21 protein-coding genes and 1 riboswitch are annotated in these 22,474 nt (G+C 56.7%); of the genes, 5 read left to right on the top strand and 16 right to left on the bottom strand.

Features of this window, described 5'->3' with window-relative positions; genetic code table 11:
• Positions 1-12: 12 nt before the first annotated feature.
• From moaE to moaA, 5 genes are all read right to left on the bottom strand, one after another.
• Positions 13-465 (bottom strand): molybdopterin synthase catalytic subunit MoaE, encoded by a 453-nt coding sequence (gene moaE / locus AC0Z7K_RS10925; protein WP_485614400.1) that lies wholly within the window; start codon positions 463-465, stop codon positions 13-15.
• Between the two features lies 1 nt (position 466).
• Positions 467-712 carry a molybdopterin synthase sulfur carrier subunit gene (moaD, locus tag AC0Z7K_RS10920; RefSeq protein ID WP_485614399.1) on the bottom strand — a complete coding sequence of 82 codons (246 nt, stop codon included), beginning with the start codon at positions 710-712 and terminating at the stop codon, positions 467-469.
• Positions 709-1,200 (bottom strand): cyclic pyranopterin monophosphate synthase MoaC, encoded by a 492-nt coding sequence (moaC, locus tag AC0Z7K_RS10915; protein ID WP_485614397.1) that lies wholly within the window; start codon positions 1,198-1,200, stop codon positions 709-711. Before moaC ends, moaD begins: the two co-directional genes overlap by 4 nt.
• Positions 1,201-1,202: 2 nt before the next feature.
• Positions 1,203-1,715, bottom strand: a complete 513-nt coding sequence (gene moaB, locus AC0Z7K_RS10910; protein WP_485614396.1) for a molybdenum cofactor biosynthesis protein B — start codon at positions 1,713-1,715, stop codon at positions 1,203-1,205.
• Between the two features lie 32 nt (positions 1,716-1,747).
• Positions 1,748-2,734 carry a GTP 3',8-cyclase MoaA gene (moaA, locus tag AC0Z7K_RS10905; RefSeq protein ID WP_485614395.1) on the bottom strand — a complete coding sequence of 329 codons (987 nt, stop codon included), beginning with the start codon at positions 2,732-2,734 and terminating at the stop codon, positions 1,748-1,750.
• A riboswitch (molybdenum cofactor riboswitch) is annotated at positions 2,724-2,879 on the bottom strand. Its footprint overlaps the gene before it by 11 nt.
• A gap of 258 nt (positions 2,880-3,137) precedes the next feature.
• On the opposite strand from moaA, the gene AC0Z7K_RS10900 reads away from it, so the two are divergent.
• Positions 3,138-4,046, top strand: coding sequence for a gluconeogenesis factor YvcK family protein (locus AC0Z7K_RS10900; protein WP_485614394.1), 909 nt, complete (start codon positions 3,138-3,140; stop codon positions 4,044-4,046).
• Positions 4,047-4,108: 62 nt separating this feature from the next.
• Here the strand turns inward: AC0Z7K_RS10900 and AC0Z7K_RS10895 are convergent, their stop codons facing one another.
• The 3 genes from AC0Z7K_RS10895 to uvrB all read right to left on the bottom strand — a co-directional run bounded on the left by AC0Z7K_RS10895 (position 4,109) and on the right by uvrB (position 7,199).
• Positions 4,109-4,633 (bottom strand): isochorismatase family protein, encoded by a 525-nt coding sequence (locus tag AC0Z7K_RS10895; protein WP_413529332.1) that lies wholly within the window; start codon positions 4,631-4,633, stop codon positions 4,109-4,111.
• Between the two features lie 113 nt (positions 4,634-4,746).
• Complete coding sequence (locus tag AC0Z7K_RS10890) at positions 4,747-5,115, bottom strand: VF530 family protein (RefSeq protein ID WP_485614391.1); 369 nt, start codon at positions 5,113-5,115, stop codon at positions 4,747-4,749.
• 77 nt (positions 5,116-5,192) lie between these two features.
• On the bottom strand, positions 5,193-7,199 hold the full coding sequence (uvrB, locus tag AC0Z7K_RS10885; protein ID WP_485614390.1) for an excinuclease ABC subunit UvrB: 2,007 nt from the start codon (positions 7,197-7,199) through the stop codon (positions 5,193-5,195).
• Between the two features lie 989 nt (positions 7,200-8,188).
• On the opposite strand from uvrB, the gene AC0Z7K_RS10880 reads away from it, so the two are divergent.
• Positions 8,189-8,899, top strand: a complete 711-nt coding sequence (locus AC0Z7K_RS10880; RefSeq protein WP_213052199.1) for an ABC transporter ATP-binding protein — start codon at positions 8,189-8,191, stop codon at positions 8,897-8,899.
• An 18-nt stretch (positions 8,900-8,917) separates the two neighbouring features.
• On the opposite strand, the gene bioD is transcribed toward AC0Z7K_RS10880, so the two are convergent.
• The 4 genes from bioD to bioB all read right to left on the bottom strand — a co-directional run bounded on the left by bioD (position 8,918) and on the right by bioB (position 12,722).
• A complete protein-coding gene (bioD, locus tag AC0Z7K_RS10875) occupies positions 8,918-9,595 on the bottom strand; it encodes a dethiobiotin synthase (protein ID WP_485614388.1) in 678 nt (225 codons plus the stop codon).
• A 144-nt stretch (positions 9,596-9,739) separates the two neighbouring features.
• Positions 9,740-10,546 (bottom strand): malonyl-ACP O-methyltransferase BioC, encoded by an 807-nt coding sequence (gene bioC / locus AC0Z7K_RS10870; RefSeq protein ID WP_485614386.1) that lies wholly within the window; start codon positions 10,544-10,546, stop codon positions 9,740-9,742.
• Entirely contained in the window at positions 10,530-11,681 is a 1,152-nt protein-coding gene (bioF, locus tag AC0Z7K_RS10865) for an 8-amino-7-oxononanoate synthase (protein ID WP_485614384.1), read from the bottom strand. Before bioF ends, bioC begins: the two co-directional genes overlap by 17 nt.
• 3 nt (positions 11,682-11,684) lie before the next feature.
• Entirely contained in the window at positions 11,685-12,722 is a 1,038-nt protein-coding gene (gene bioB / locus AC0Z7K_RS10860; RefSeq protein ID WP_112166958.1) for a biotin synthase BioB, read from the bottom strand.
• Between the two features lie 137 nt (positions 12,723-12,859).
• On the opposite strand from bioB, the gene bioA reads away from it, so the two are divergent.
• The gene (gene bioA / locus AC0Z7K_RS10855) at positions 12,860-14,137 is read left to right on the top strand and encodes an adenosylmethionine--8-amino-7-oxononanoate transaminase (protein ID WP_485614382.1); all 1,278 of its coding nucleotides are present in this window, start codon (positions 12,860-12,862) and stop codon (positions 14,135-14,137) included.
• A 12-nt stretch (positions 14,138-14,149) separates the two neighbouring features.
• On the opposite strand, the gene AC0Z7K_RS10850 is transcribed toward bioA, so the two are convergent.
• Positions 14,150-15,112, bottom strand: coding sequence for a LysR substrate-binding domain-containing protein (locus tag AC0Z7K_RS10850; RefSeq protein ID WP_413529326.1), 963 nt, complete (start codon positions 15,110-15,112; stop codon positions 14,150-14,152).
• A gap of 156 nt (positions 15,113-15,268) precedes the next feature.
• Between AC0Z7K_RS10850 and AC0Z7K_RS10845 the strand changes: the two genes are divergently transcribed.
• A complete protein-coding gene (locus AC0Z7K_RS10845) occupies positions 15,269-16,423 on the top strand; it encodes a methionine aminotransferase (protein ID WP_485614380.1) in 1,155 nt (384 codons plus the stop codon).
• 51 nt (positions 16,424-16,474) lie between these two features.
• Entirely contained in the window at positions 16,475-17,254 is a 780-nt protein-coding gene (locus AC0Z7K_RS10840) for an ABC transporter substrate-binding protein (RefSeq protein ID WP_485614379.1), read from the top strand.
• A 440-nt stretch (positions 17,255-17,694) separates the two neighbouring features.
• Here AC0Z7K_RS10840 and AC0Z7K_RS10835 read toward each other — a convergent pair whose 3' ends face one another.
• The 3 genes from AC0Z7K_RS10835 to AC0Z7K_RS10825 are packed head-to-tail and all read right to left on the bottom strand — an operon-like array spanning position 17,695 to position 22,408.
• A complete protein-coding gene (locus AC0Z7K_RS10835) occupies positions 17,695-18,864 on the bottom strand; it encodes a beta-barrel domain-containing protein (RefSeq protein ID WP_413529323.1) in 1,170 nt (389 codons plus the stop codon).
• Between the two features lie 17 nt (positions 18,865-18,881).
• Entirely contained in the window at positions 18,882-21,059 is a 2,178-nt protein-coding gene (locus tag AC0Z7K_RS10830) for a type I secretion system permease/ATPase (RefSeq protein WP_485614377.1), read from the bottom strand.
• A 50-nt stretch (positions 21,060-21,109) separates the two neighbouring features.
• The gene (locus AC0Z7K_RS10825) at positions 21,110-22,408 is read right to left on the bottom strand and encodes a TolC family outer membrane protein (protein WP_485614549.1); all 1,299 of its coding nucleotides are present in this window, start codon (positions 22,406-22,408) and stop codon (positions 21,110-21,112) included.
• Between the last annotated feature and the right edge of the window lie 66 nt (positions 22,409-22,474).

Raw genomic sequence — 22,474 nt, 5'->3', positions numbered from 1 at the left:
TTGAACTGCGATTTACCAGCGCGCTGCCGCGTCTTTATCGCTGTCACGGGCGTCAACCCAGCGGTCGCCCTCTTCGGTCGCTTCGCGTTTCCAGAATGGCGCACGGGTTTTCAGGTGATCCATAATGAATTCAGTCGCTTCGAACGCCATTCCGCGGTGCGCGCTGGTGACGCCTACAAACACAATTTCATCGCCCGGATACATCGGTCCGACGCGGTGATAAACCGAAACCCGTTGCAGCGGCCAGCGGGTACGAGCGTCGGCGACAATTTCTGCCAGCGCTTTCTCGGTCATGCCCGGATAGTGCTCCAGCGTTAATGCGCTGACATGATTACCCAGATTGTGATTGCGCACTTTGCCGGTGAAGGTCACCACCGCGCCGTCGGCGTCAGACTGCGCCAGCCAGTTGTATTCATCGCCAACCCTGAACGGCGCGACATCAACAATAATTTTGGTCTGATCCATCTCAGCCTCCGGTAACCGGCGGGAAGAACGCCACTTCGTCCCCCGCTTTCAGCGGATGCGCCATATCGGTCAGCGTCTGATTCACCGCCACCAGCAATTTGCCGGATTCCAGCGCCAGCGCCCAGCGGTCGCCGCGTGCCGTCAGGGCGTTATGCAGGCAGTCAACGGTGGGGAATTCTGCCGGCAGTTGCAGCGCTGAGGTGCCAATAATTTCACGCACCTGCGCGAAGAATAAAATCTCGATCATGCTTCCGCCTTACTTTCCACCTTAAAATCACCGGATTTCCCGCCGCTTTTTTCCAGCAGGCGGATCGGGCCAATCACCATGTCTTTCTGCACGGCTTTGCACATGTCATAAATCGTCAGCGCGGCGACAGATGCCGCTGTCAGCGCTTCCATCTCGACGCCGGTTTTACCACTCAGGCGACAGCGGGATTCGATACGTACACGATTAAATTCAGGCTGCGCTTCCAGGTTCACTTCCACTTTGGTCAGCAACAGCGGATGGCACAGCGGGATCAGATCCCAGGTTTTCTTCGCTGCCTGAATACCGGCAATGCGCGCGGTGGCGAACACGTCGCCTTTGTGGTGATTACCGCCGATGATCATCGCCAGCGTGCTTTCGGCCATTTCGACAAAGGCTTCTGCGCGGGCTTCACGCACGGTTTCGGCTTTACCGGAGACGTCCACCATGTGGGCATCGCCGGAAGCATTAATATGAGTAAGTTCTGACATGCTTATTTCTTCAAATGTGGAGTGAAATTGCACGGGCCCTGACGGGCGTCGAGCTGGGCTTCGATAATGTTATCCCAGGCCGTCTGGCATGCGCGGGTGGAACCCGGCATGGCGAAAATCACGGTCTGATTGGCGATGCCCGCGATGGCACGAGACTGAATGGTCGAGGTGCCGATATCTTCAAAGGACACCATGCGGAACAGTTCACCAAAGCCTTCAATTTCGCGGTCGAACAGCGGCTTCAGGGCTTCCGGTGTGTTGTTGCCGACGTTAAAACCGGTGCCACCGTTAATCAAAATCGCCTGAATCTTTTCATCAGCAATCCACGCGGATACGACCGCACGGATGCTGTAAATGCTTTCTTTCACGATTTGCTGTGCGACGACGTGATGCCCGGCTTCTGTCACCGCCTCTTTCAGATAATGCCCTGAGGTATCTTCCACGTCGGTACGGCGATCGGACACCGTCATGACAGCCACGGATAACGGCAAAAATTCTTTGCTGGCCTTGCTCATCAGTTTGCTCCTTAAACCCTTTGGTGCCGGTTTCAGCCGCCGATAAACGACAGGTTCTGAGTAATACCGGTATTGCCTTCATGCAGGAAGTGAGTCTGTTTTTTACGGCTGAGGCCGCCCTGAATGCGATCCATCAGGTCTTCCTGCTGCATATCGTCGGACAGTAAATCGCGCAGCGGAATGCCCTGCTCGCCAAACAGACACAAATGCAGATTGCCGATGGCAGAGACGCGCAGGCGGTTACAGCTGGCGCAGAAATCTTTTTCGTAAGGCATGATCAGACCGATTTCGCCGAGATAATCCGGATGACTGAATACCTGTGCCGGGCCGTCACTGCGCGAACGGATCTGCAACTGCCACCCCTGACGCACCAGTTGTTCGCGCAACACTTCGCCGGAGACGTGATGTTTGCGGAACAGATCGCCGCCGTCGCCGGTTTCCATCAGTTCGATGAAACGCAGCTGAATCGGGCGAGTTTTGATCCAGTCGAGGAACGTGCCGAGGCTGGCGTGATTCACGTCGCGCATCAGCACGGTATTGACTTTTACCTTGCTGAAACCGGCGTCAAACGCGGCATCAATGCCTTCCATGACTTCACGGAATTTGTCCTGCCCGGTGATGGCATGAAACTGGCGGGCATCGAGGCTGTCGACGCTAACGTTGATATTGGTCAGCCCGGCATCGCGCCATTTGCTGATATCACGCGCCATGCGATAACCATTGGTGGTCACCGCCAGCGTTTTGATTGTGGGATTTTCGCGCACGGCGGCGATGATCTCGCAGAAGTCGCGGCGCAGCGACGGTTCGCCACCGGTCAGGCGCACTTTTTCAGTTCCTAACTGAGCGAACGCGCGGCTGACCCGACGGATTTCATCGAGCGAGAGAAAGCTTTTATTGCTGTGTCCGTGCGGCTTGTAGCCGTCCGGCAGACAATAGGTGCAACGAAAATTGCACACGTCGGTGATCGACAGCCGCAAGTAATAAAACTTGCGGGCAAAAGCATCAGTAAGTTGAAGCACCTTTACACCTTTCCAAATACGGGAGATGCGGGCATTTCTGCCATGCACCCTGGTGACATTCGTCACGGCCAGAGCACCATATTGTTTCTGTGGGACTATCGTCAGAAAGCAACTTAGGGGCAAAGGCTAGGAGTTGATCCATTTCTTTCTTTGCAGAAGCCATGAATTCGGGTAACGGCGCATATTCTAACGCCGTAAAGTCCGGATCGCCAAGGTGGTTTTCGTTATGTATTTTGATATATAACGACTTTTCAATGCAAAATGCTGCATTTTCAACGATAAAAGCGGCGGTATAGAAAAAGTGTTTCAGGAAGGCTAATTGATAACATCCTGTTGCAAAATTAGGTAAAATCCCCGGATAAAATTTCAGCCTCCCGTGCTCCCCCGTCTTACAAGGAAACTTATGCGCAATCGTACTCTCGCTGACCTCGATCGGGTGGTGGCACTCGGCGGAGGCCACGGGCTTGGCCGCGTGATGTCTTCGCTCTCTTCGCTGGGCCCACGACTGACGGGCATCGTGACAACAACGGATAACGGCGGTTCGACCGGCCGCATCCGCCGTTCAGTGGGCGGAATTGCGTGGGGTGATATGCGCAACTGCCTGAACCAGCTGATCACTGAACCGAGTCTGGCCTCAGCGATGTTTGAATATCGTTTCAGCGGTCAGGGCGAACTGGACGGACACAACCTCGGCAACCTGATGCTGCGCGCGCTGGATCACCTGACCGTGCGACCGCTGGAGGCGATCAATCTGGTGCGCAGCCTGCTGAAAGTGGACGCGGAGCTGATCCCGATGTCTGAAGATCCGGTAGATCTCACGGCGATTGATGCGGACGGCGAACGTGTGCATGGCGAAGTGAATGTCGATAAGTTGCAAAAAACGCCACGCGAACTGCTGCTGGAACCCCAGGTGCCCGCCACCCGCGAGGCGATCCAGGCGATTGATGAAGCCAATCTGATACTGATCGGGCCCGGCAGTTTCTACACCAGCCTGATGCCGCTGTTGCTGATGAACGATCTCACCACCGCCCTGCGCCGCAGCCGCGCGCACATTGTTTACATTGGCAATCTGGGGAAAGAGCTAAGCGTCGCCGCCGCCTCGCTGACGCTGGACAACAAGCTGGACATGATCGAAAAACGCATTGGCCGTCGTGCCGATGCGGCAATCGTTGGGCCGAAAGTGCAGGTCGGCAACTGCGCCGCTGAACATCTGATTATTCAAAGCCCGCTGGAAGCCAGCGACATTCCGTACCGTCATGATCGCGAAATGCTGCGCATGGCGCTGGAAGAAGCGCTGCAAAAGATGCAGTAACGACTGCCCCCATAACACAAAGGCCGCGCAATGCGGCCTTTGTCATTTTTGCAGGCTGTGACTTATTGCCAGTCCGCTAAAATCTGCGCGGTCGTTTTCACCGATACCGGATTGCCCGGCACAGAAAGCCCTTCCCAGACTTCGTTGTGATGAGCGATCAGCTGCTGTGCGGTCACGTGGGTGCGGTTGCCGGTGGTATGTGCATCGGACGCCACGGTCACCGCGTAGCCTTTGCTGGCCGCGATTTTGATGGTGGTGTCGACGCAATAATCGGTGGCGCAGCCACAAATTGTGAAACGCGTGGTATCCAGCTCTTTGAGAACAGATTCCAGTGTTGTGCGGTAGAAGGAATCACAGGCGGTTTTGGTGACAGAAATTGCACCATCCGGGCGATGCAGCTCCGGTAAGACATCCCACAGCGCGCTGCCTTCGGTCATCTCCCCCTCGGCATGCTGAATGAAGATAACCTGCCCTGCCCGGTCGATCATCTGATTAATCTGTGCAGCACGTCCGGCACGATCATACCGTTCGGATTCAAACACACCATTTTGCATATCCACAACAATCAGTACGTTTTGCTCTGCCACAATCCTTTCCCTCAACAATCACAACCCAAGAATGAAAAAAGCCCTGCATCACTTTACACAATGCGGAGCTTTTTCACAGGCTGATAACAATGAATTTATCAGGAGGGATCGTCTTATTTTTTCATCAACGGATGATCGTTCCACGGACTGTCGGCGGCCGGTTTGGCGGTGCTGACTTTTGGCTTTTGCGCTTTGACTTCAGACAGCGGCGTGCGGCGTTTGCTGCGGCTCATGTCCGGGCGCAGATGGCCTTCGATGAAATCCAGATACAGCGTTTCCACTTCCTTACGCGCCCAGGGCGTGCGGCGCAGGAATTTCAGGCTGGATTTTACACTCGGATCGCTTTTGAAACAGTTGATGTTCACCTGCGACGCCAGCGCCGGCCAGCCGAAGTTGTCCACCAGCGTTGTCAGCAGTTTTTCCAGCGTGACGCCGTGCAGCGGATCTTTCGCCGCACCGGGGTTTTGTGGTGTATCAGTCATCAGCAAGCTCGCTCAACAAAATTCAGGGCGCGCAGTCTAGCACTTTTGTTCGCTGCTGACACCGCGCGCCTGAGGGTTTAGGACACAGCGATAAACTGTTCGCGCAGGGCGTGCAGTTCGTCGCGGGTATTGGCCGCCTCTTCGAACTCCAGATTTTGTGCATGCGCATACATTTTGCTTTCCAGCTCCTTGATGCGTTGCTCCAGCGCTTTTGGCGTAAGCGATTTGAAGGTTTGCGCTGCTTCGGCATCCCGCTTGTCTTTGTTCTTTTTGGTCTTCGGCTGACCGAGTTGCAGAATATCGGAAATCTTTTTGTTCAGCCCCATCGGCGTGATGCCATTATCGAGGTTGTACTGTTCCTGTTTGGCGCGGCGACGCTCGGTTTCTTCGATGGCTTTCGCCATGGATTTGGTGATCCGGTCGCCGTACAAAATTGCCTTACCGTTGAGGTTACGCGCCGCACGGCCGATGGTCTGGATGAGCGAGCGTTCAGAACGCAGAAAGCCTTCTTTGTCGGCATCAAGAATAGCCACCAGCGAAACCTCCGGCATATCTAGCCCTTCTCTGAGCAAGTTAATGCCGACCAGCACGTCGAACTCACCGAGACGCAAATCGCGAATGATCTCCACGCGCTCCACGGTATCGATGTCAGAGTGCAGGTAACGCACCTTCTCGCCGTGTTCTTCCAGATACTCGGTCAAATCCTCAGCCATGCGCTTGGTCAGCGTGGTGACCAGCACACGCTCGTTGATGGCAACGCGTTTGCGGATCTCCGACAGCAGGTCATCAACCTGAGTGGTCACCGGCCGCACTTCGATCAGGGGATCGAGCAGACCGGTCGGACGCACCACCTGTTCGACGACGTCGCCACCGGATTTTTCCATCTCATAGGTGCCGGGCGTGGCGGAGACGTAAATACTTTGCGGCGCGGCGGCTTCGAATTCCTCAAAGCGCATCGGACGGTTATCGAGCGCCGACGGCAGACGAAAGCCGTATTCCACCAGCGTTTCTTTGCGCGAACGGTCGCCTTTGTACATCCCGCCGATTTGCGGAATGGTGACGTGGGATTCATCGACAATCAGCAGGCCGTCGGCTGGCAGATAGTCAAACAGCGTTGGCGGCGGCTGGCCGGGACCACGTCCGGAAAGATAACGCGAATAGTTTTCGATGCCCGAGCAATAACCCAGCTCGTTCATCATTTCGAGATCAAACTGCGTGCGCTGGCTGATGCGCTGTTCTTCCAGCAGTTTGTTATTGCCGAGCAGCACTTTGCGCCGGTCGGCCAGTTCCACCTTGATGTCTTCCATCGCCTGCACGATACGTTCGCGCGGGGTGACGTAGTGCGTTTTCGGGTAGATGGTGAAACGTGGCACTTCATGCTGAACCTGCCCGGTCAGCGGATCGAACAGCGACAGCCGCTCGACTTCCTGATCAAACAGCTCGATGCGCACCGCCAGATCGTCTGATTCCGCCGGGAAGACGTCAATCACTTCACCGCGTACGCGGAACGTACTGCGCTGGAAAGCCTGATCGTTACGGGCATATTGCAGCTCGGCCAGACGGCGCAGGATCGAACGCTGATCGATGATCATGCCCTTCGTCAGGTGCAACATCATTTTGAGATACAGATCCGGATCGCCCAGACCGTAAATCGCCGATACCGACGCCACCACGATCACATCGCGGCGTTCCAACAGGGCTTTAGTGGCAGAAAGACGCATCTGCTCGATATGTTCGTTCACCGAGGCATCTTTTTCGATAAACGTGTCCGAGCTTGGGACATACGCCTCAGGCTGGTAGTAATCGTAGTAAGAAACGAAGTATTCAACGGCGTTTTCCGGGAAGAACTCTTTCATCTCGCCGTAAAGCTGCGCCGCCAGCGTTTTATTCGGCGCCAGCACCATCGTCGGACGGTTGAGATCAGCAATGACGTTCGCCACGGTAAAGGTTTTGCCGGAGCCGGTGACCCCAAGCAACGTCTGGTGCGCCAGACCGTTCTCCAGCCCTTCTTCCAGACGACGGATTGCCTCAGGCTGATCGCCTGACGGTTTAAATTCGGAATGCAGTTTGAACACTTTACTCATGACGGGCTACCTGACTGAAGAAGAAGACGCACAAGACCATTGGCAAAAACAGGACCTGGGGCGGAGGATCAGTATGGAAGACTCCTCATTTTTTGCCACTGCTGATTTTTGCCGCCACTATAATACTGTATATAAAACCAGCCTCCAATGACTATTCCTCACACAGCGTTTAACTGGTTGGCGTACCTGCACTTTTTTAGGTTCTCGGCAAAACGGTTTTTTCACCATCAGATGACATTCCTCCCCAAAATTTATCATCTGTTAACTTACTGACCACAGGTTGACGAAAACTGACACTGTCAGTGCGAACGAATTGGGGCCGTATTGCTTTTAACTAACCATTTGATAAAAAAGAACATCATTAAAAAGCCGCGAATTCGGGCAAACCGAGCGCAACCCCCGTCCCGTCTCGTCTGTAGCATCTTTTCTCACTCTCATGCACAAGGTTATCCACAGGAATAGTGGATAACTCACAGCACGCCGCGCACAGCGGGAGTTGGTAAAAAACATCCTTCAGGCAATTCAGGCCTCTGAGTGGTCTTTTTTAGTTATTTTTTATCTTTTTTATCTCCTCATTTATGCCTATTTTGCCTAAATTACAGTGCTGATGTTTCTTGCAAAAATCAAAAAGTACGATCTAAAGGATCTTTAAACATTCCCGCACCGGATCCTTTGCACCAAAATCAGTGAGACCGGCACTGGCAAAGTGCAGCGCTATTCTCCATATGCACTGTGAGCGACATCAAAACCTGAGCAACGCTTATGAATAATCCGAAATCCCCGCCCGCCGTAGCGTTAACACCCCCGTAACTTCTCTTTTTATTCTGCTTTATGAAACTTGGCCTGAGAGTTGCAAATTCCCTGCTGTGAGAGATTTTATGAAGCATTCCCCTGCAGAAGGCGTGAACAGTGGAATAAAAATGTCAGAAAAATGACAGTGGCCGTCAAAGTGAAGTTCAGCGGAACGCTCCGTGAGCGAGGGAGGTCTGATGTTAAGTGTAAAATCGGTTAACCAGTATTACGGTCAGAAACACATTTTGTGGGATATCAATCTCGAACTTTACCGCGGGCAATGCACCGGTTTGATCGGGCGAAACGGCGTCGGTAAAACGACGCTGATTAACTGCATCATGGGGCATCTGCCGGTCAAAAGCGGTGCGATCTTCTGGCAGTCCGCCAATGAAGAACCGCAAAGTTTACTCAATCTGCCGGTAGAAAGCCGGGCGCAAATGGGAATTGGCTACGTGCCGCAGGGGCGACAGATCTTTTCGCAGATGAGCGTCGATGAAAATCTGCAAATTGCCATGATGTCCAGCCGCAATAAGACGCGTCGCGTGCCTGAGCAGGTGTACGACCTGTTTCCAGTACTTAAGGAAATGGGTTCACGCAAGGCGGGTGAGCTTGATGAGAGCCAGCAACAGCAGCTGGCCATCAGCCGGGCGCTGGTTCAGCAGCCGGAACTGCTGATCCTTGATGAGCCGACCGAGCACACCAGCGCGGCGATGGCGGCGAATATGGGGAACATCATTCACCGGCTCAATCGCGACCTCGGCCTGACGCTGCTGCTGGTGGGCCACAAGCTGCCGTTCATTCGTAGCGTCGCTGACCGGTTTTGTCTGGTCGACGGCGGGCGAAACGTCGCGCAGGGCACGCTGGCACAGCTCGACGATACGCTGGTCAAAAACTATCTGACCTTCTGATGTCTGTTTTTGACGGTTTTAGTGACTCAGACGGTCGAGACTGAGATATTGCCCAAGATTGACGTCCGGTCCGACACTCAGGTACGGGATCTCGCCCAGCAGTGGCGCAGGCAGCATACGCGTGAGCGTATCCATGTAAGCCTGATGATGCTTCCCCGTTTCCTGAACGTCGTTGGCAATCCATCCCGCCAGCGGTAAACCGCTCTGCGCGATAGCCTGTGCGGTCAGCACGGCGTGATTAATGCACCCGAGACGCATCCCCACCACCAGCACCACCGGCAGTTGCTCGGCAACCACCCAGTCGGCAAAGGTATAGTCAGCGGTCAGCGGCGTATACCAGCCGCCCGCGCCTTCCACCACCACCCAGTCCGCCAACGGTTCGAGATGACGCAGGCCTGCCGATAATACAGCCGGGTCGATGGGGCATTTTTCCAGTTCGCTGACGATATGCGGCGAGGTGGGTTCGACAAAGGTGCACGGATTCACTTCGTCATAGCGCAACCCGACAGTGCTGAACGCCTGCAACGCCAGCGCATCGCTGTTGCGCGGCCCTTCGGCGGTCATTTCACTGCCTGATGCCACCGGTTTATACCCGGCGGTGGAGTGTCCGGCCTGTGCTGCTGCCTGTAAAAACGCACTTGTCGCGACGGTTTTACCGACTTCGGTATCGGTGCCGGTAATAAAGTATTTTTTCATGTTTTAGTTAAACAAATCTGGAGTTGGTTTATCTCCCTCCCCTGCGAAGGGGAGGGCCGGGGTGGGGTATTAATGGCAACTCTGGCTTTCAAGTTGCCTGCAAAACCCCCTCCCAACCTCCCCCGTCGCAGGGGGAGGAGTAGATTAACGTGGGATCAGTTCTTCCACCTGCAAAATGCCGTAGACCATCCGGTAGTTGAGCGGCAGGATGCCGTCGCGGCGGACGTAATGTTTCTCCAGCAATTGCAGACGCTCTCGCCCGCCCAGCCCGCCGATGCGACCGTTTTTGATGTGCGTCGCGCCAATGCCTTTCAAAGATCGCATCAGCGACATCACGTCAGGGAATTCGGCGACGTGATCGCTGAAAGTGACTTCATGGCGATACGGCGCGCAGGCTTCGGCGATTTTGTCCGGCGTCAGAAATTTGTTCACGTGGCGGCGCCCGTCGACTTTCATCCATGCGGCAGCCAGTTCGTTCAGCGAGCCTTCAGCCAGCGTGGAGAAAATCACCAGCCCGCCGTTGCGGGTGACGCGGTGCATTTCTTCCAGCGCGCGCGGCAAGGCATTGCACCACTGCACGGCCAGATTACTGAAACAGATGTCGACGGAGTTGTCGGCGAACGGCAAACGCTCGATGTCACCGGGCACATATTCGTCGGCCGAATCCAGCTCGCGGGCACGCGTTAACATGCCCTCGGAGAGATCCAGCGCGATGACATGATTGCCCTGCGCCCGCCAGTGGCGGCTGAAATAGCCGGTGCCGCAGCCCGCATCCACCACGGTGTTTTTCACGCCGTCAAGTTCATACATCGTCAGGTACGGCGCGGCGAGAGAGAGTAATTCCTCCCCGACATCACGCTGCAACTGCGCGGCATTTTCATAACTGATGGCGGCGCGACTGAACGCGTCGGCCACCGCTTGTTTATTCACTAATTCAGTGACTGCACCCATGAAGGGACTCCAGCAAAAAATCGATATCTTCCGGCCTGTGCGCTGCCGTCAGGGTAATACGCAAGCGCGCACTGCCCGGTGGCACCGTCGGTGGACGGATGGCGCTGACCCACAACCCGCACTCGCGCAGCCTTGCCGCCAGATCCAGCGCGGGCTGATTTTCACCCACGATAACGGGCTGGATCGCGGTCTGTGACCCGGTCAGCCCGTACGGCAATCCGGCGGCACCCGCGCGAAAACGGGCAATATTGGCGGCCAGTTTATCACGCAGACCGTCGTCTTGCTGGATCCGCGCCAACGAGGCCTGCAACGCACAGACCTGCGCGGCAGGCATCGCGGTGCTGTAAATCAGATGACGGGCAAACTGCAACAAATAGTCGGCCGTTGCGTCATCGCACAACACCGCCGCTCCGCTGCATCCGAACGCTTTGCCAAAGGTCACCACCAGCAGCTCAGGGCGGACGCCCTGCTGCCAGCAACTGCCACGTCCCTGCTCGCCGATCACCCCGACGCCGTGAGCATCATCCACCATCAGCCAGCTGCCGTGCGCCTGCGACAAACGGTGCAAACCGGCGAGCGGCGCGGCATCCCCGTCCATGCTGAATACGCCTTCGGTCACCACCAGCGTTTCGCCGGCCACCGGTTTTTCCAGCAGACTTTGCAGAGAATCCGGCTGATTGTGATGAAAACGACGCAGCTGCGAAGGTGCGTGCGCGGCGGCTTCCAGCAAAGACGCGTGGCTAAGTTTATCCGCCAGCACGCGATCCTGGCGTTGCATCAGCGCCGCCAGAATCGCCTGATTGGCCGCAAAACCGGAGATAAACAGCAGCGCGCGCGGATACCCCTGCCACGCTGCCAGTTGCCCCTCAAACTCCGCGTGCGCATCGCTGTAACCGGTAACGTGACCGGAACCGCCGCTGCCCGTGCCGTATGTCTGCGCGCCCTGCTGCCAGGCGGCAATCACTTCAGCGTCCTGACTCAGGCCGAGATAATCGTTACCCGAAAAATTCAGATAACGCCGGTCGCCCTGGGTCAGAAAGCGCGCACTGCCGCCACGGTTAGGCTGACGCACGCGAAATGCGGCGGCCTGTTTACGGGCGAATATCGCGGCATCGATCCGCGTTTGCCAGCTCATCGGTCAGACGGCAGCGTTGTAGAATTGCGGCGTATCGGCGTGAACCAGCTGTTCGGCCAGCGCGGCCTGCTGCTGGTTATCGCCCATTTCCGTTTCGAACACCTGCGGGTTCAGACCGAGTTTGCCGAACAGGATCAAATCTTTGTCTTCCGCCGGGTTTGGCGTAGTCAGCAGTTTGCAACCGTAGAAGATCGAGTTGGCACCGGCCATAAAGCACATCGCCTGCGTCTGCTCACTCATCTGCTCGCGGCCTGCGGAGAGACGCACGTAGGATTGCGGCATCATGATGCGCGCCACGGCGATGGTGCGGATAAAATCGAAAGGATCGACGTCGTCGTTATCGGCCAGCGGTGTGCCTTTGACTTTCACCAGCATATTGATTGGCACGCTTTCCGGCGGCACCGGCAGGTTTGCCAGCTGCATCAGTAAACCGGCGCGGTCTTTGACCGTTTCACCGAGGCCGACAATGCCGCCGGAGCAGACTTTAATGCCCGCGCCGCGCACTTCCGCCAGCGTATCCAGACGTTCCTGATAGCTGCGGGTGGTGATGATGCTGCCGTAAAATTCCGGCGAGGTATCGAGGTTATGGTTGTAGAAATCCAGCCCGGCTGAGGCCAGACGCTGCGCCTGCGTGGTATTTAGCGAGCCCAGCGTCATGCAGGTTTCCATCCCCATCTCTTTCACGCCCTGCACCATCTGCTCGAGGTAAGGCATGTCACGGTCATGCGGGTTTTTCCACGCCGCACCCATACAGAATCGTGTCGAACCGGCGGCCTTCGCCTGACGCGCTGATTCCAGTACCTGTTCAACTTCCATCAGACGTTCGGATTCCAGCCCGGTTTTGTAACGGGAACTCTGCGGGCAATATTTACAGTCTTCCGGACAGGCACCGGTTTTGATCGACAGCAGCGTGCTGACCTGAACCTGACGCGGATCAAAGTGCTGGCGGTGGATCTGCTGAGCTTCGAACATCAGCTCAAGGAAGGGTTTGTTAAACAGTGCCTGAGTCTTCTCAAGCGTCCATTGGGTGCGGGTGGTCATCGCGACAACTCCAAAATAAATGTTTCGTGAACGTTTTTATGGTCGGTATACTGTCAACCATTCTCGATTCGTTTTAGTTTACGGTCAACGATAATTATATTTTTTAGTTTACAACTTTGCACCCGCAGGAATCTTTTATGAACCCCGCCGATCTTGAATTCGACCAGCGCCATATCTGGCATCCGTACACCTCCATGACCAAACCGCTGCCCGCGTATCCGGTCGAATCGGCGTCCGGCGTGATGCTAAAACTCGCCGATGGCCGCCAGCTGGTGGACGGCATGTCCTCGTGGTGGGCGGCAATACACGGATACAACCACCCGCAGCTGAATGCGGCGGCGGTCGAACAGATCGGCAAAATGTCGCACGTGATGTTCGGCGGGATCACCCATCCTTCGGCGATTGCGCTGTCACGACGTCTGGTGGAGATGACCCCTGCCGGGCTGGAATGCGTGTTTCTGGCCGACTCCGGTTCGGTGGCGGTGGAAGTCTCGCTGAAAATGGCGATGCAGTACTGGCAGGCGCGCGGTGAGAAACGTCAGACGCTGCTGACGCTGCGCAACGGCTATCACGGCGACACTTTCGGCGCGATGTCGGTGTGCGATCCGCAAAATTCGATGCACAGTTTGTATCAGGGTTATCTGCCGCAGCATCTGTTCGCCGATGCGCCGCAGAGCCGCTTCGGCGGGGCGTGGGATGAAGCAGATATCGCGCCGTTCGCCCGCCTGCTGGAAGAGCATCACCGCAAAATCGCCGCCGTGATTTTAGAACCCGTGGTGCAGGGCGCGGGCGGAATGCGGATTTATCATCCGGCTTACCTGAAGCGGGTACGCGAGCTGTGCGATGACTTCGGCGTGCTGCTGATTGCCGATGAGATTGCCACCGGGTTTGGCCGTACCGGCAAGCTGTTTGCCTGCGATCACGCGGGAATTTCGCCGGATATTCTCTGCCTCGGCAAGGCGCTGACCGGCGGCTACATGACGCTTTCCGCTACGCTGACTACCCGCCACGTGGCGGAAGTCATCAGCAACGGCGAGGCCGGATGTTTCATGCACGGCCCGACGTTTATGGGTAATCCGCTGGCCTGCGCGGTCGCCGACGCCAGCCTGCGCTTACTCTCAGAGAACCGCTGGCAGGCGCAGGTGTTTAGCATCGAAAAGCAGTTGAAAACCGAACTGGAGCCGCTGGCGGAACACCCGGCGGTGGCGGACGTGCGCGTGCTCGGCGCGATTGGCGTGGTTGAAATGCGTGAGCCGGTGAACATGGCGCAGTTGCAAAAACACTTCGTCGCCGAAGGCGTGTGGATCCGCCCGTTCGGCAAGCTGATTTACCTGATGCCGCCGTACATCATTTCACCGGCAGAGCTGAGCCACCTGACCGCCGCGATTGCCAGTGCGCTGGCTGCGTTGTACTGATTCAGACCTTAATTACACCGCGCTGACCAGGCGGTGTGACGTCGAAAGCAGCGCGTTCAGCTTTTCACGGCTGAGCCGCGCTTCTTCGGTGAGATAGTCAATGGCCACCGTCAGCGCGGGCGTCGGATTTTCCGGGTACAACAGCGTATAGGCCGCGCCGCTTGCCACGCACAGCGGGAAGGGTGCGATCACCCTTCCCGCCTGCAAATCATCTTCGATCAGTGTCAGATCGCCAATCGCCACGCCATAGCCCTGCAGCGCTGAGTTGATCGCCAGATCCAGCGTATCAAAATGCTGCGATTTGGCTGACGGCAGGCTTTGCACGCCCTCTTCGCGCAGCCACATCAGCCAGTCGCGGCGATCCCGCGTCGGGTGCAGCAAGGTTTTATCCGCTAAATCGCCCACGTCGGTACGCCCGTTGTGACGCGGCAAAAAGTCCGGCGTACACACCGGCGTCAGCACTTCATCAAAAAGATGATGCGCGCGCCGCTGGGATTCCGGCGGCCGCCCAAAAATCACCGCCGCATCAAAATGCTCATTGCTGAAATCCACACCGTGCGCAATGGACGCCGTTAACTCGATCCGCATATCAGGCCGGTCGTTTTGCAACTGGATCACCCGTGGCAACAGCCAGCGCATCGAACAAGTCGGACATTTGATACGCAGCGTGTCCGGGTGCGAACCGACGCGTTTTAGCGCCTCGCCCATCAGCGCCAGCGCCTGTTGCACCGGCGGCAACAACTGTGCGCCGCGCGGAGTCAGGGTCAGCCCGCGTGCCTGGCGTAAAAACAACGGATAACCCAGCGACACTTCCAGCCCGGTTATCTGCCGGCTTACTGCGCCCTGTGTGATGTGCAGCAGCGTCGCGGCGTGGGTCAGATTCAACGTCTGCGCCACCACGGCAAAAGTTTTCAGCACGTTGAGTGACGGCAAATTCAGGGCATTCAGATGGGACAACTCGGAAGAAAGGGCCACATGCACCTCGGTTAAATCGTCATTAAGCCATGATCGGTGATCATGCCGAGTATGACAAATTTTCTATTGTCGGCACAGGGGAACTGTTGCTTAATCGGTGAACACCCGTTTTAACCCGCTTATGGCCGTCTGGCCTGATTTATTGGGAAGCCTGCTATGAAAAGCGCACTGTTACCGCAGTCAAAATTACCCGACGTCGGCACCACGATTTTCACCGTGATTGGCCAGCTGAGCGCCGAGCACAATGCCCTGAACCTGTCACAGGGCGCACCGAATTTCTCCTGTCAGCCGTCACTTATCGACAGCGTGACCAAAGCCATGCGCGAGGGTCATAACCAGTATGCGCCGATGAGCGGCGTGGCGGCACTGCGTCACGCGCTGTCGGCCAAAGTCGATGCGCTCTACGGCTGCCATTACGATGCCGACGCCGAAGTCACCGTGATGGCCAGCGCCAGCGAAGGCCTCTATTCCGCCATCAGCGCGCTGGTGCATCCGGGCGATGAGGTGATTTACTTCGAACCTTCGTTTGACAGCTACGCGCCAATTGTCCGCCTGCAGGGCGCAAAGCCGGTGGCGATTGCGCTTTCGATGGATGATTTCAGCATCGACTGGGATCAGGTGGCGAGCGCCATTAACAGCCGCACGCGGATGATCATCATCAACAGCCCGCACAACCCGACCGGCGCGATCTTTACCGATTTCGACATCGAGCGCCTGACCGCGCTGACCGAAAATACCGACATCATTATTTTGTCCGATGAAGTCTACGAGCATGTGGTGTTTGATGGCGAACGCCATGAGAGCATGGCCTGCCATCCGCAGCTGGCCGAGCGCAGTGTGATTGTGTCGTCGTTTGGCAAAACCTATCACGTCACCGGCTGGCGCGTGGGTTACTGCCTTGCGCCCGCTGAACTGATGAGTGAAATCCGCAAAGTGCATCAGTTTATGATGTTCTCCGCCGACACGCCGATGCAGGTCGCTTTCGCCGAAGCGATGGCCGATCCGCAGAGTTATCTCGGTCTGGCGGATTTTTATCAGCAAAAACGTGATTTACTGGCCGATGCGCTCAGCGAATCCCGGTTTGAATTGCTGCCAAGCCGTGGCAGCTTCTTTATGCTGGCGCGTTTTAGCCATTTCAGCCCGCTCTCCGATGACGAATTTGTGCTGAGTCTGATCCGTGATCATCAGATAGCCACCATTCCGCTGTCGGCGTTTTACAGCAATAGCAAACCCACCGGGCTTATCCGCCTGAGTTTCGCGAAAGATAACGACACGTTGTACGAAGGCGCCCGCCGTCTGTGTCGCGTCTGAGCCTTTTCACTGACTTTTATCTGTCTACATAACGCTGGGGAAGTGTGAATAATGAAAAAATTGAAAATCGCATTACTGTTAGGCTGCGCCGTGGCCTCTTTTTCTGCACTGGCCGACGGCTCCACGCTTAAATTCGGTCTGGAAGCGCAGTACCCACCGTTTGAATCCAAAAGCGCCACCGGCGAATTACAGGGTTTTGATATCGATCTGGGCAACGCCGTCTGCGCCGCCGCCAGCCTGAAATGCGACTGGGTTGATACCTCATTCGACAGCCTGATTGCAGGATTGCAGGCACGCAAATTTGACGCCATTAACTCGGCGATGAACGTCACCGAGAAACGCCGTCAGGCGATTGATTTCACCGACGTGATTTATCGCGTACCCAGTAAACTGATCGCCAAAAAAGATTCTGGCCTGCTGCCTGACGTGGCGTCGCTGAAAGGCAAACATATCGGCGTATTGCAGGGTTCGATTCAGGAAAGTTACGCACAGGCGCACTGGGCACCGAAAGGCGTCGATGTCGTCTCGTATCAGGATCAAAACCAGGTCTATCTGGATCTCTCCTCCGGCCGCCTCGACGGTACCTTAGTGCTGGCACCGGCCGGTCAGACCGGTTTCCTGTCGCGTCCGGACGGTAAAGATTACGGATTTGTCGGCGACGCGGTGCGTGACGATAAAATCCTCGGCAGCGGCATCGCCTTCGGCCTGCGCAAAGGTGATACCGCCACCAAAGAGAAACTCGATAAAGCCATCGCGAAAGTGAAGCAGGAAGGCACCGTGAAAACGATGTCGAAGAAATACTTTGGTGATATTGATGTGAGTGTGAAGTAAATACCGAGTGCGTGGCGTAAAAACCCTGCCGCTCCGTTCGGCAGGGTTTTTTGATCGCGCCATCTCACCATTTAAAAAAACAGAGAAAGTAAATTTGCACGACGTATTTGGTTTTTTGAAATGATCCGAGCGGGCGAAGTTGTGACCTAAAAAGCTCCTGGCCGCGTTCAAAAATCACGCCGGAGGGAGAGGTGGAAAACCGCGCGTCTTTTTGCGCGGGTTGTAACCCGACCAGAGGGCACCGCGCAGCGGCGGGATTTTGCGGCAATAGCTGCGGCGGCTGAAACATAGCCGGGATGCAAGGCACGTGTTTTAAAAAACGCGAGAGTCCAGAGGGCGCGCGTTTACGCGTCCTCTGGGCCCGTTTGGGCGGCGAGCCCAAGGTCTTGACCTCGACGTTGACTTTCAAACCAGCCCAAACCGATGTTCAAAACTTATAATCAACGCTCCCTCAATGATTCCTTCACCTTATTCAATGGCTTAATCAGATAGTCCAGCACACTTTTTTGGCCGGTTTTGATATCCACGTTAGCCACCATCCCGGGCACAATCGGGAACTGACGACCGGCTTTGTTGGTCAGGAAGGCTTTGTCCGTTCGCACGTAGACCCGGTAATAGTACTGATCGCGTTTTACTTCATCCTGCAAAGTGTCCGGCGATACGCCTTCGACTTTGCCCTCGAGATCGCCATAAATCGATGAATCGTAGGCCGAGATTTTCACCGTGGCCGGTAAGCCCGGACGGATGTAGGCGATGTCGCGCGGGTTGATGCGGGTTTCGATCAGCAACTGGTCTTCGATAGGCACGATTTCCATCAGCTTGCCGCCCGGCTGTAACACGCCGCCGACGGTGGAAACCTGAATGTCTTTAACGATACCGTGCACCGGCGAATACAGCTCTGAGCGCGTCACCTGATCTTCCTTACCGGCCATTACCTGCATTTCCGCGTCCAGATCGGCGTTGTTTTTCACCTGCTCCTCGCGCGCGCGCACTGCATACTGGTTAATCGCATCATCGATTTTTCCGCGCAGTTCGCTGGCCTGACGTTTCAGACGGATCACTTCGACCTGCCCCGCCGCGCCTTTGGCCACCAGCGGCTGCGTCATATTGATTTCGTCATTCACCAGTTTCAGCGACTGCTGGAGGTTGCTGACCGTTTCATCGCGGTTCTGCTTGCGCGATAAATAGAGCTGACGCTCACGCGCCACCAGCTCCGGCGATTTCATGGTTTCAGGGCTGAACCTGAGCGGTGCGCCGGTCAGTTCGGCGCTCAGACGTTCGGAGGACGCACGCAGCGTGCGCACCCGCGAGGCCGCTTCACCGAAGTTAGACTGCGAGCGGGTCGGGTCGAGCTGCGCCAGCAGCTGTCCGCGATTAACCACCGAGCCTTCCTGCACCAGCAGTTTTAAAATCACGCCGCCGTCGAGGGAGTCTATCTGCTGCGCTTTGCTCGATGGCGTCACTTTACCGGTGCCGACCGTCACTTCATCGAGCACCGCGAACCGCGCCCAGATGAAGAAGATCAACAGGCTGGCGAGCGATGCCCAGATAATCCACGAGACTTTACGACTTTCGGCTTCCAGCTCATCGTGCAATGTTAAATGTGCCATGCGGTGTCCTCAGCAGCTCAGGCTGCGCCTTGTCGGTTGTCGGTGGCTGCCGCAACGGCAGGTACAGGCGTATTGCTGGCGGCGGTCGCCAGAATTTTGTCACGCGGCCCGTCGGCCACAACGCGGCCGTTGTCCATCACCACGATCCTGTCCACCAGCTTGAGCAACGCCGGACGGTGCGTCACCACGATCAGCGTCCGTCCCACCAGCCACGTATGCAACTGGCGGATGACGTACTCTTCCAGCGCTTCATCCATCGACGCCGTCGGTTCATCGAGCAGCACCACCTGCGGATTACGCAGGATCATGCGGCTCAGCATCACCATTTGCCGCTGGCCGCCGGAAAGCCCGCGCCCGCCTTCATTAATCACTTTATCGAGGCTGGAGGCGTCGGCCTGCACCATCGACAGCGCGCCGCTGATGCGCAGCGCCTGCAACATTTCCTGATCGGTAGCGTGCGGATAACCGAGCATCAGGTTCTGTCGCAGCGTGCCAAAGAACAGGCGCGAGTCCTGCGACAGATAGCCGAGCTGGCGGCGGATATCGGCCGGTTCGACTTTGGTCATGTCCACGCCGTCGATCAGGATTTTGCCTTGCGACGGGCTGGCCTGGCCGGAAAGCAGTTTCAGCAGCGTGGATTTCCCCGCGCCGACTTTGCCAAGGATCGCCACCCGCTCACCCGGTTTGATCTCCAGCTGGCCGATGCCGAGTACGTTCGGCGCATTCTCTTTGTCGTAGGTATATTGCAGATTGCGCACGTTGAAGTGACCGCTCAGCGTCGGGCAGTGCGACAGTTCGGCATCGGCCGGACGGTCGATGGGTTTTTTCAGCAATTCATCCAGCCCGTGCATAGCGCTTTTGGCGTGCTGCCAGCGGGAGAACACCATGGTCAGCTGCATCAGCGGCGCGATGGTGCGGGATGACAACATACTGCTGGCGACCAGCGTACCGGTGGTGATATCGCCGCTCAGCACCAGGTACACGCCAAACACCAACATACCGCCGTAGGTCAGTTGCTGCACCGTCGAGGCCCAGCCGGTCAGGCGCGCGCCCCACAGCCGCTGCTTCATGCCAACTGCCGCGCTCACTTCGTGCGTCTGTTCCCACTGACGCTGAAAGTAGGCTTCAGCCTGCAATGCTTTGATGTCTTCGATTCCTTCGATGGTTTCCACCAGTACGGCGTTGCGCAGCGCACTTTCCCGCATCCCCTCTTTCGCCAGTTTTGCCATCGGCCACTGGATGAGAATGCCGGGAATGACGATCAGCGGGATCGCCAGCAGTGGGATGATCACCAGCGGGCCGCCGATAAAGAACATAATGGCGAGGAACAGCAAAACGAAGGGCATATCCGCGGCAGCGCTGACGGTGGTCGAAGTGAGGAGTTCACGCACCTGATCGATTTCGCGCAGCTGAGAGATAAAGGAACCGGTGGATTTTGGCCGGTCGTCATTTTTGATGTTCATCGCCCGCACAAAAAACAGCGAGGAAACTTTGAGGTCGATGCGTTTACCCATCAGATCTGACACCAGCGTGCGCATCAGGCGGATGACATATTCCAGCCCCGCCGCCAGCACCACGCCGAAAAACAGCACCCATAAGGTGGGGAAGGATTGCGCCGGGATGACGCGGTCGTAAACCTGCATTGAGAACAGGATCCCGGCCAGCGCCAGCACGTTACCGATGATCGAAGCCAGTGAGATTTCGGCGATTTTCCGCCCTGATCCGCGAAAGTTTTCCCAGAACCAGTGTTTGCGGTGCGGCTGCACGAACTGATCAATGCGCTGATCGCGCCCGCGCGGTGCCACGCCCACTAAGAAGACCGTGCCGGTGCTTTGTTCGAGCATTGTCGCCAGTTCCATCGACCGCAGTAAATCGCCGCCGTCGCTCAGCCAGTAATCGACCGTGCCGTCATCGTGCAGATTTTCCAGTACCGCAATGCCACCCTGTTCCAGTGTGACCACGGCGGGCAATACTTCCTGGCGCCAGCGCACCTGACTCCAGCTGACCATGCCGACCTGTAAACCCATCAGGCCGCTGAGGCGATCGAGCTGACGGCGCAATGGCTGATGTTCGAACCAGCGCATTTGCTGGCGAAGATAAAGCGGATCGGCTGGCTTACCGAAGGATTCGGCCACGCGCCCCATGGCGCTTATCCAGACGTCTATCGACAAAGGTGTTGCTGTTTCATTGCTCATTTCAACCTCGTTATCGAATGCTTCTGGGTCATTCCCGTCGTGCCTGACCTTTACAGCGACGGGATGGTGTCACCGGTTTGTTTCTGGCGGTCGATGCCTAACATATCGACCAGATTGTCCACCGCCGCGGCGTAGCGCACCGTGGCGTCCCATCCGTCATACAGTGCGCCGATGCGCATGGTATCCGCCTGAAAAACGTCCTGTTCGACGCTGAGTAAATCGTTCAGGCTGCGCTTGCTGAGTTTGTATTCGTCCTGATAGACGCTGCGGGTGTGCGTGGCGCTGGCGTACTGTTCTTCGCCCGCCACCTGACGTTGCTGACCGCCGATCATGTCGGCGTAGGCGGTCGAGGCTTTCTGGTTGATATCGAGCTTGGCTTTTTCCACATCCGCCTGCGCTGCCTGGCGCTGGCCTTCCGCCGCCCGCACTTTGGCGCTCACCGCGCCGCCCTGATACACCGGCGCATCCACCGCCAGCTGTACCTGATCGTCCCAGTAGGAACCGCCTCCGCCGGTATTTTCGTAACGGGTGCGACCGGCCTGAATTTTCAGCGTCGGCCAGTGCTGCGCCTCGGTCTGATTTACCAGCTGGATCGCCGCCTGCTGCTTGGCCTGCGCCGCGCGCACCAGCGTGCTGTTCTCATAGGGGATTTTGTCGAGAGTGACTTTCTGATCAAGCAGGCTTTGCGGCAGGTCCGGCAGATTATCGGAGACCACGCCGGTCAGCACCGTCAGCTGCGCCTGCGCCGAGCGCTGCTGGGCGCGGTACTGTTCGACAGTGGCGCGCATCCCGGCGATGCGGGTTTCGGCCTGCAACACGTCGGACTGCGAACTCAGCCCGGCATCGGCGCGCAGCCTGGCGGTGTCTTTTACACGTTCGATAGAGACAATATTGTCGCGGGCCGCAAGGCTGAGCGCCTGATAGCGTTTGACCGACAGATAGGCCTGCATCGTGCTGAGCGCGACGTCAGTCATGGTGCTGTAAAGGGAATAGCGATAAGAGTCAGACAGGTATTCCTGCTGATCGATACTGCCGCCGGTACGACCAAAATCGTACAGTAGCTGGCTGAGTTGGATCCCGGCGGAGGCGTTATTGCTCAGGCTGCCCGCCGAGTCCGTCTGGTGAGATTTTCCCGCGGTTCCCTGAAGGGAAATCTGCGGATACCACGCACTTTTGGCTTCATCAAGATTGCCGTTGCCGACGCGAATTTGCGCCGCCGCCTCGGCAATTTGCGGATTACGCGCAAACGCCCGCAAAATCGCATCACGTAACGACAGGCTGGCGCGCATCTCTTCTGTCGGCGCAGCCTGCCAGTTAAATTCCGGCTGTTTATTCGCCGCCCATAACATCTGATTCCCTGTTAAACCTGTCACGCACAATGTGCTTAATAGCCATACCACTGTCTTATTTTTCAT

This window comes from Rahnella sp. 1L-D-7-B-C2, assembly GCF_057290995.1.
The sequence above is the reverse complement of the archived record's forward strand: the minus strand, read 5'-3'. Positions and strand labels throughout refer to the sequence as shown.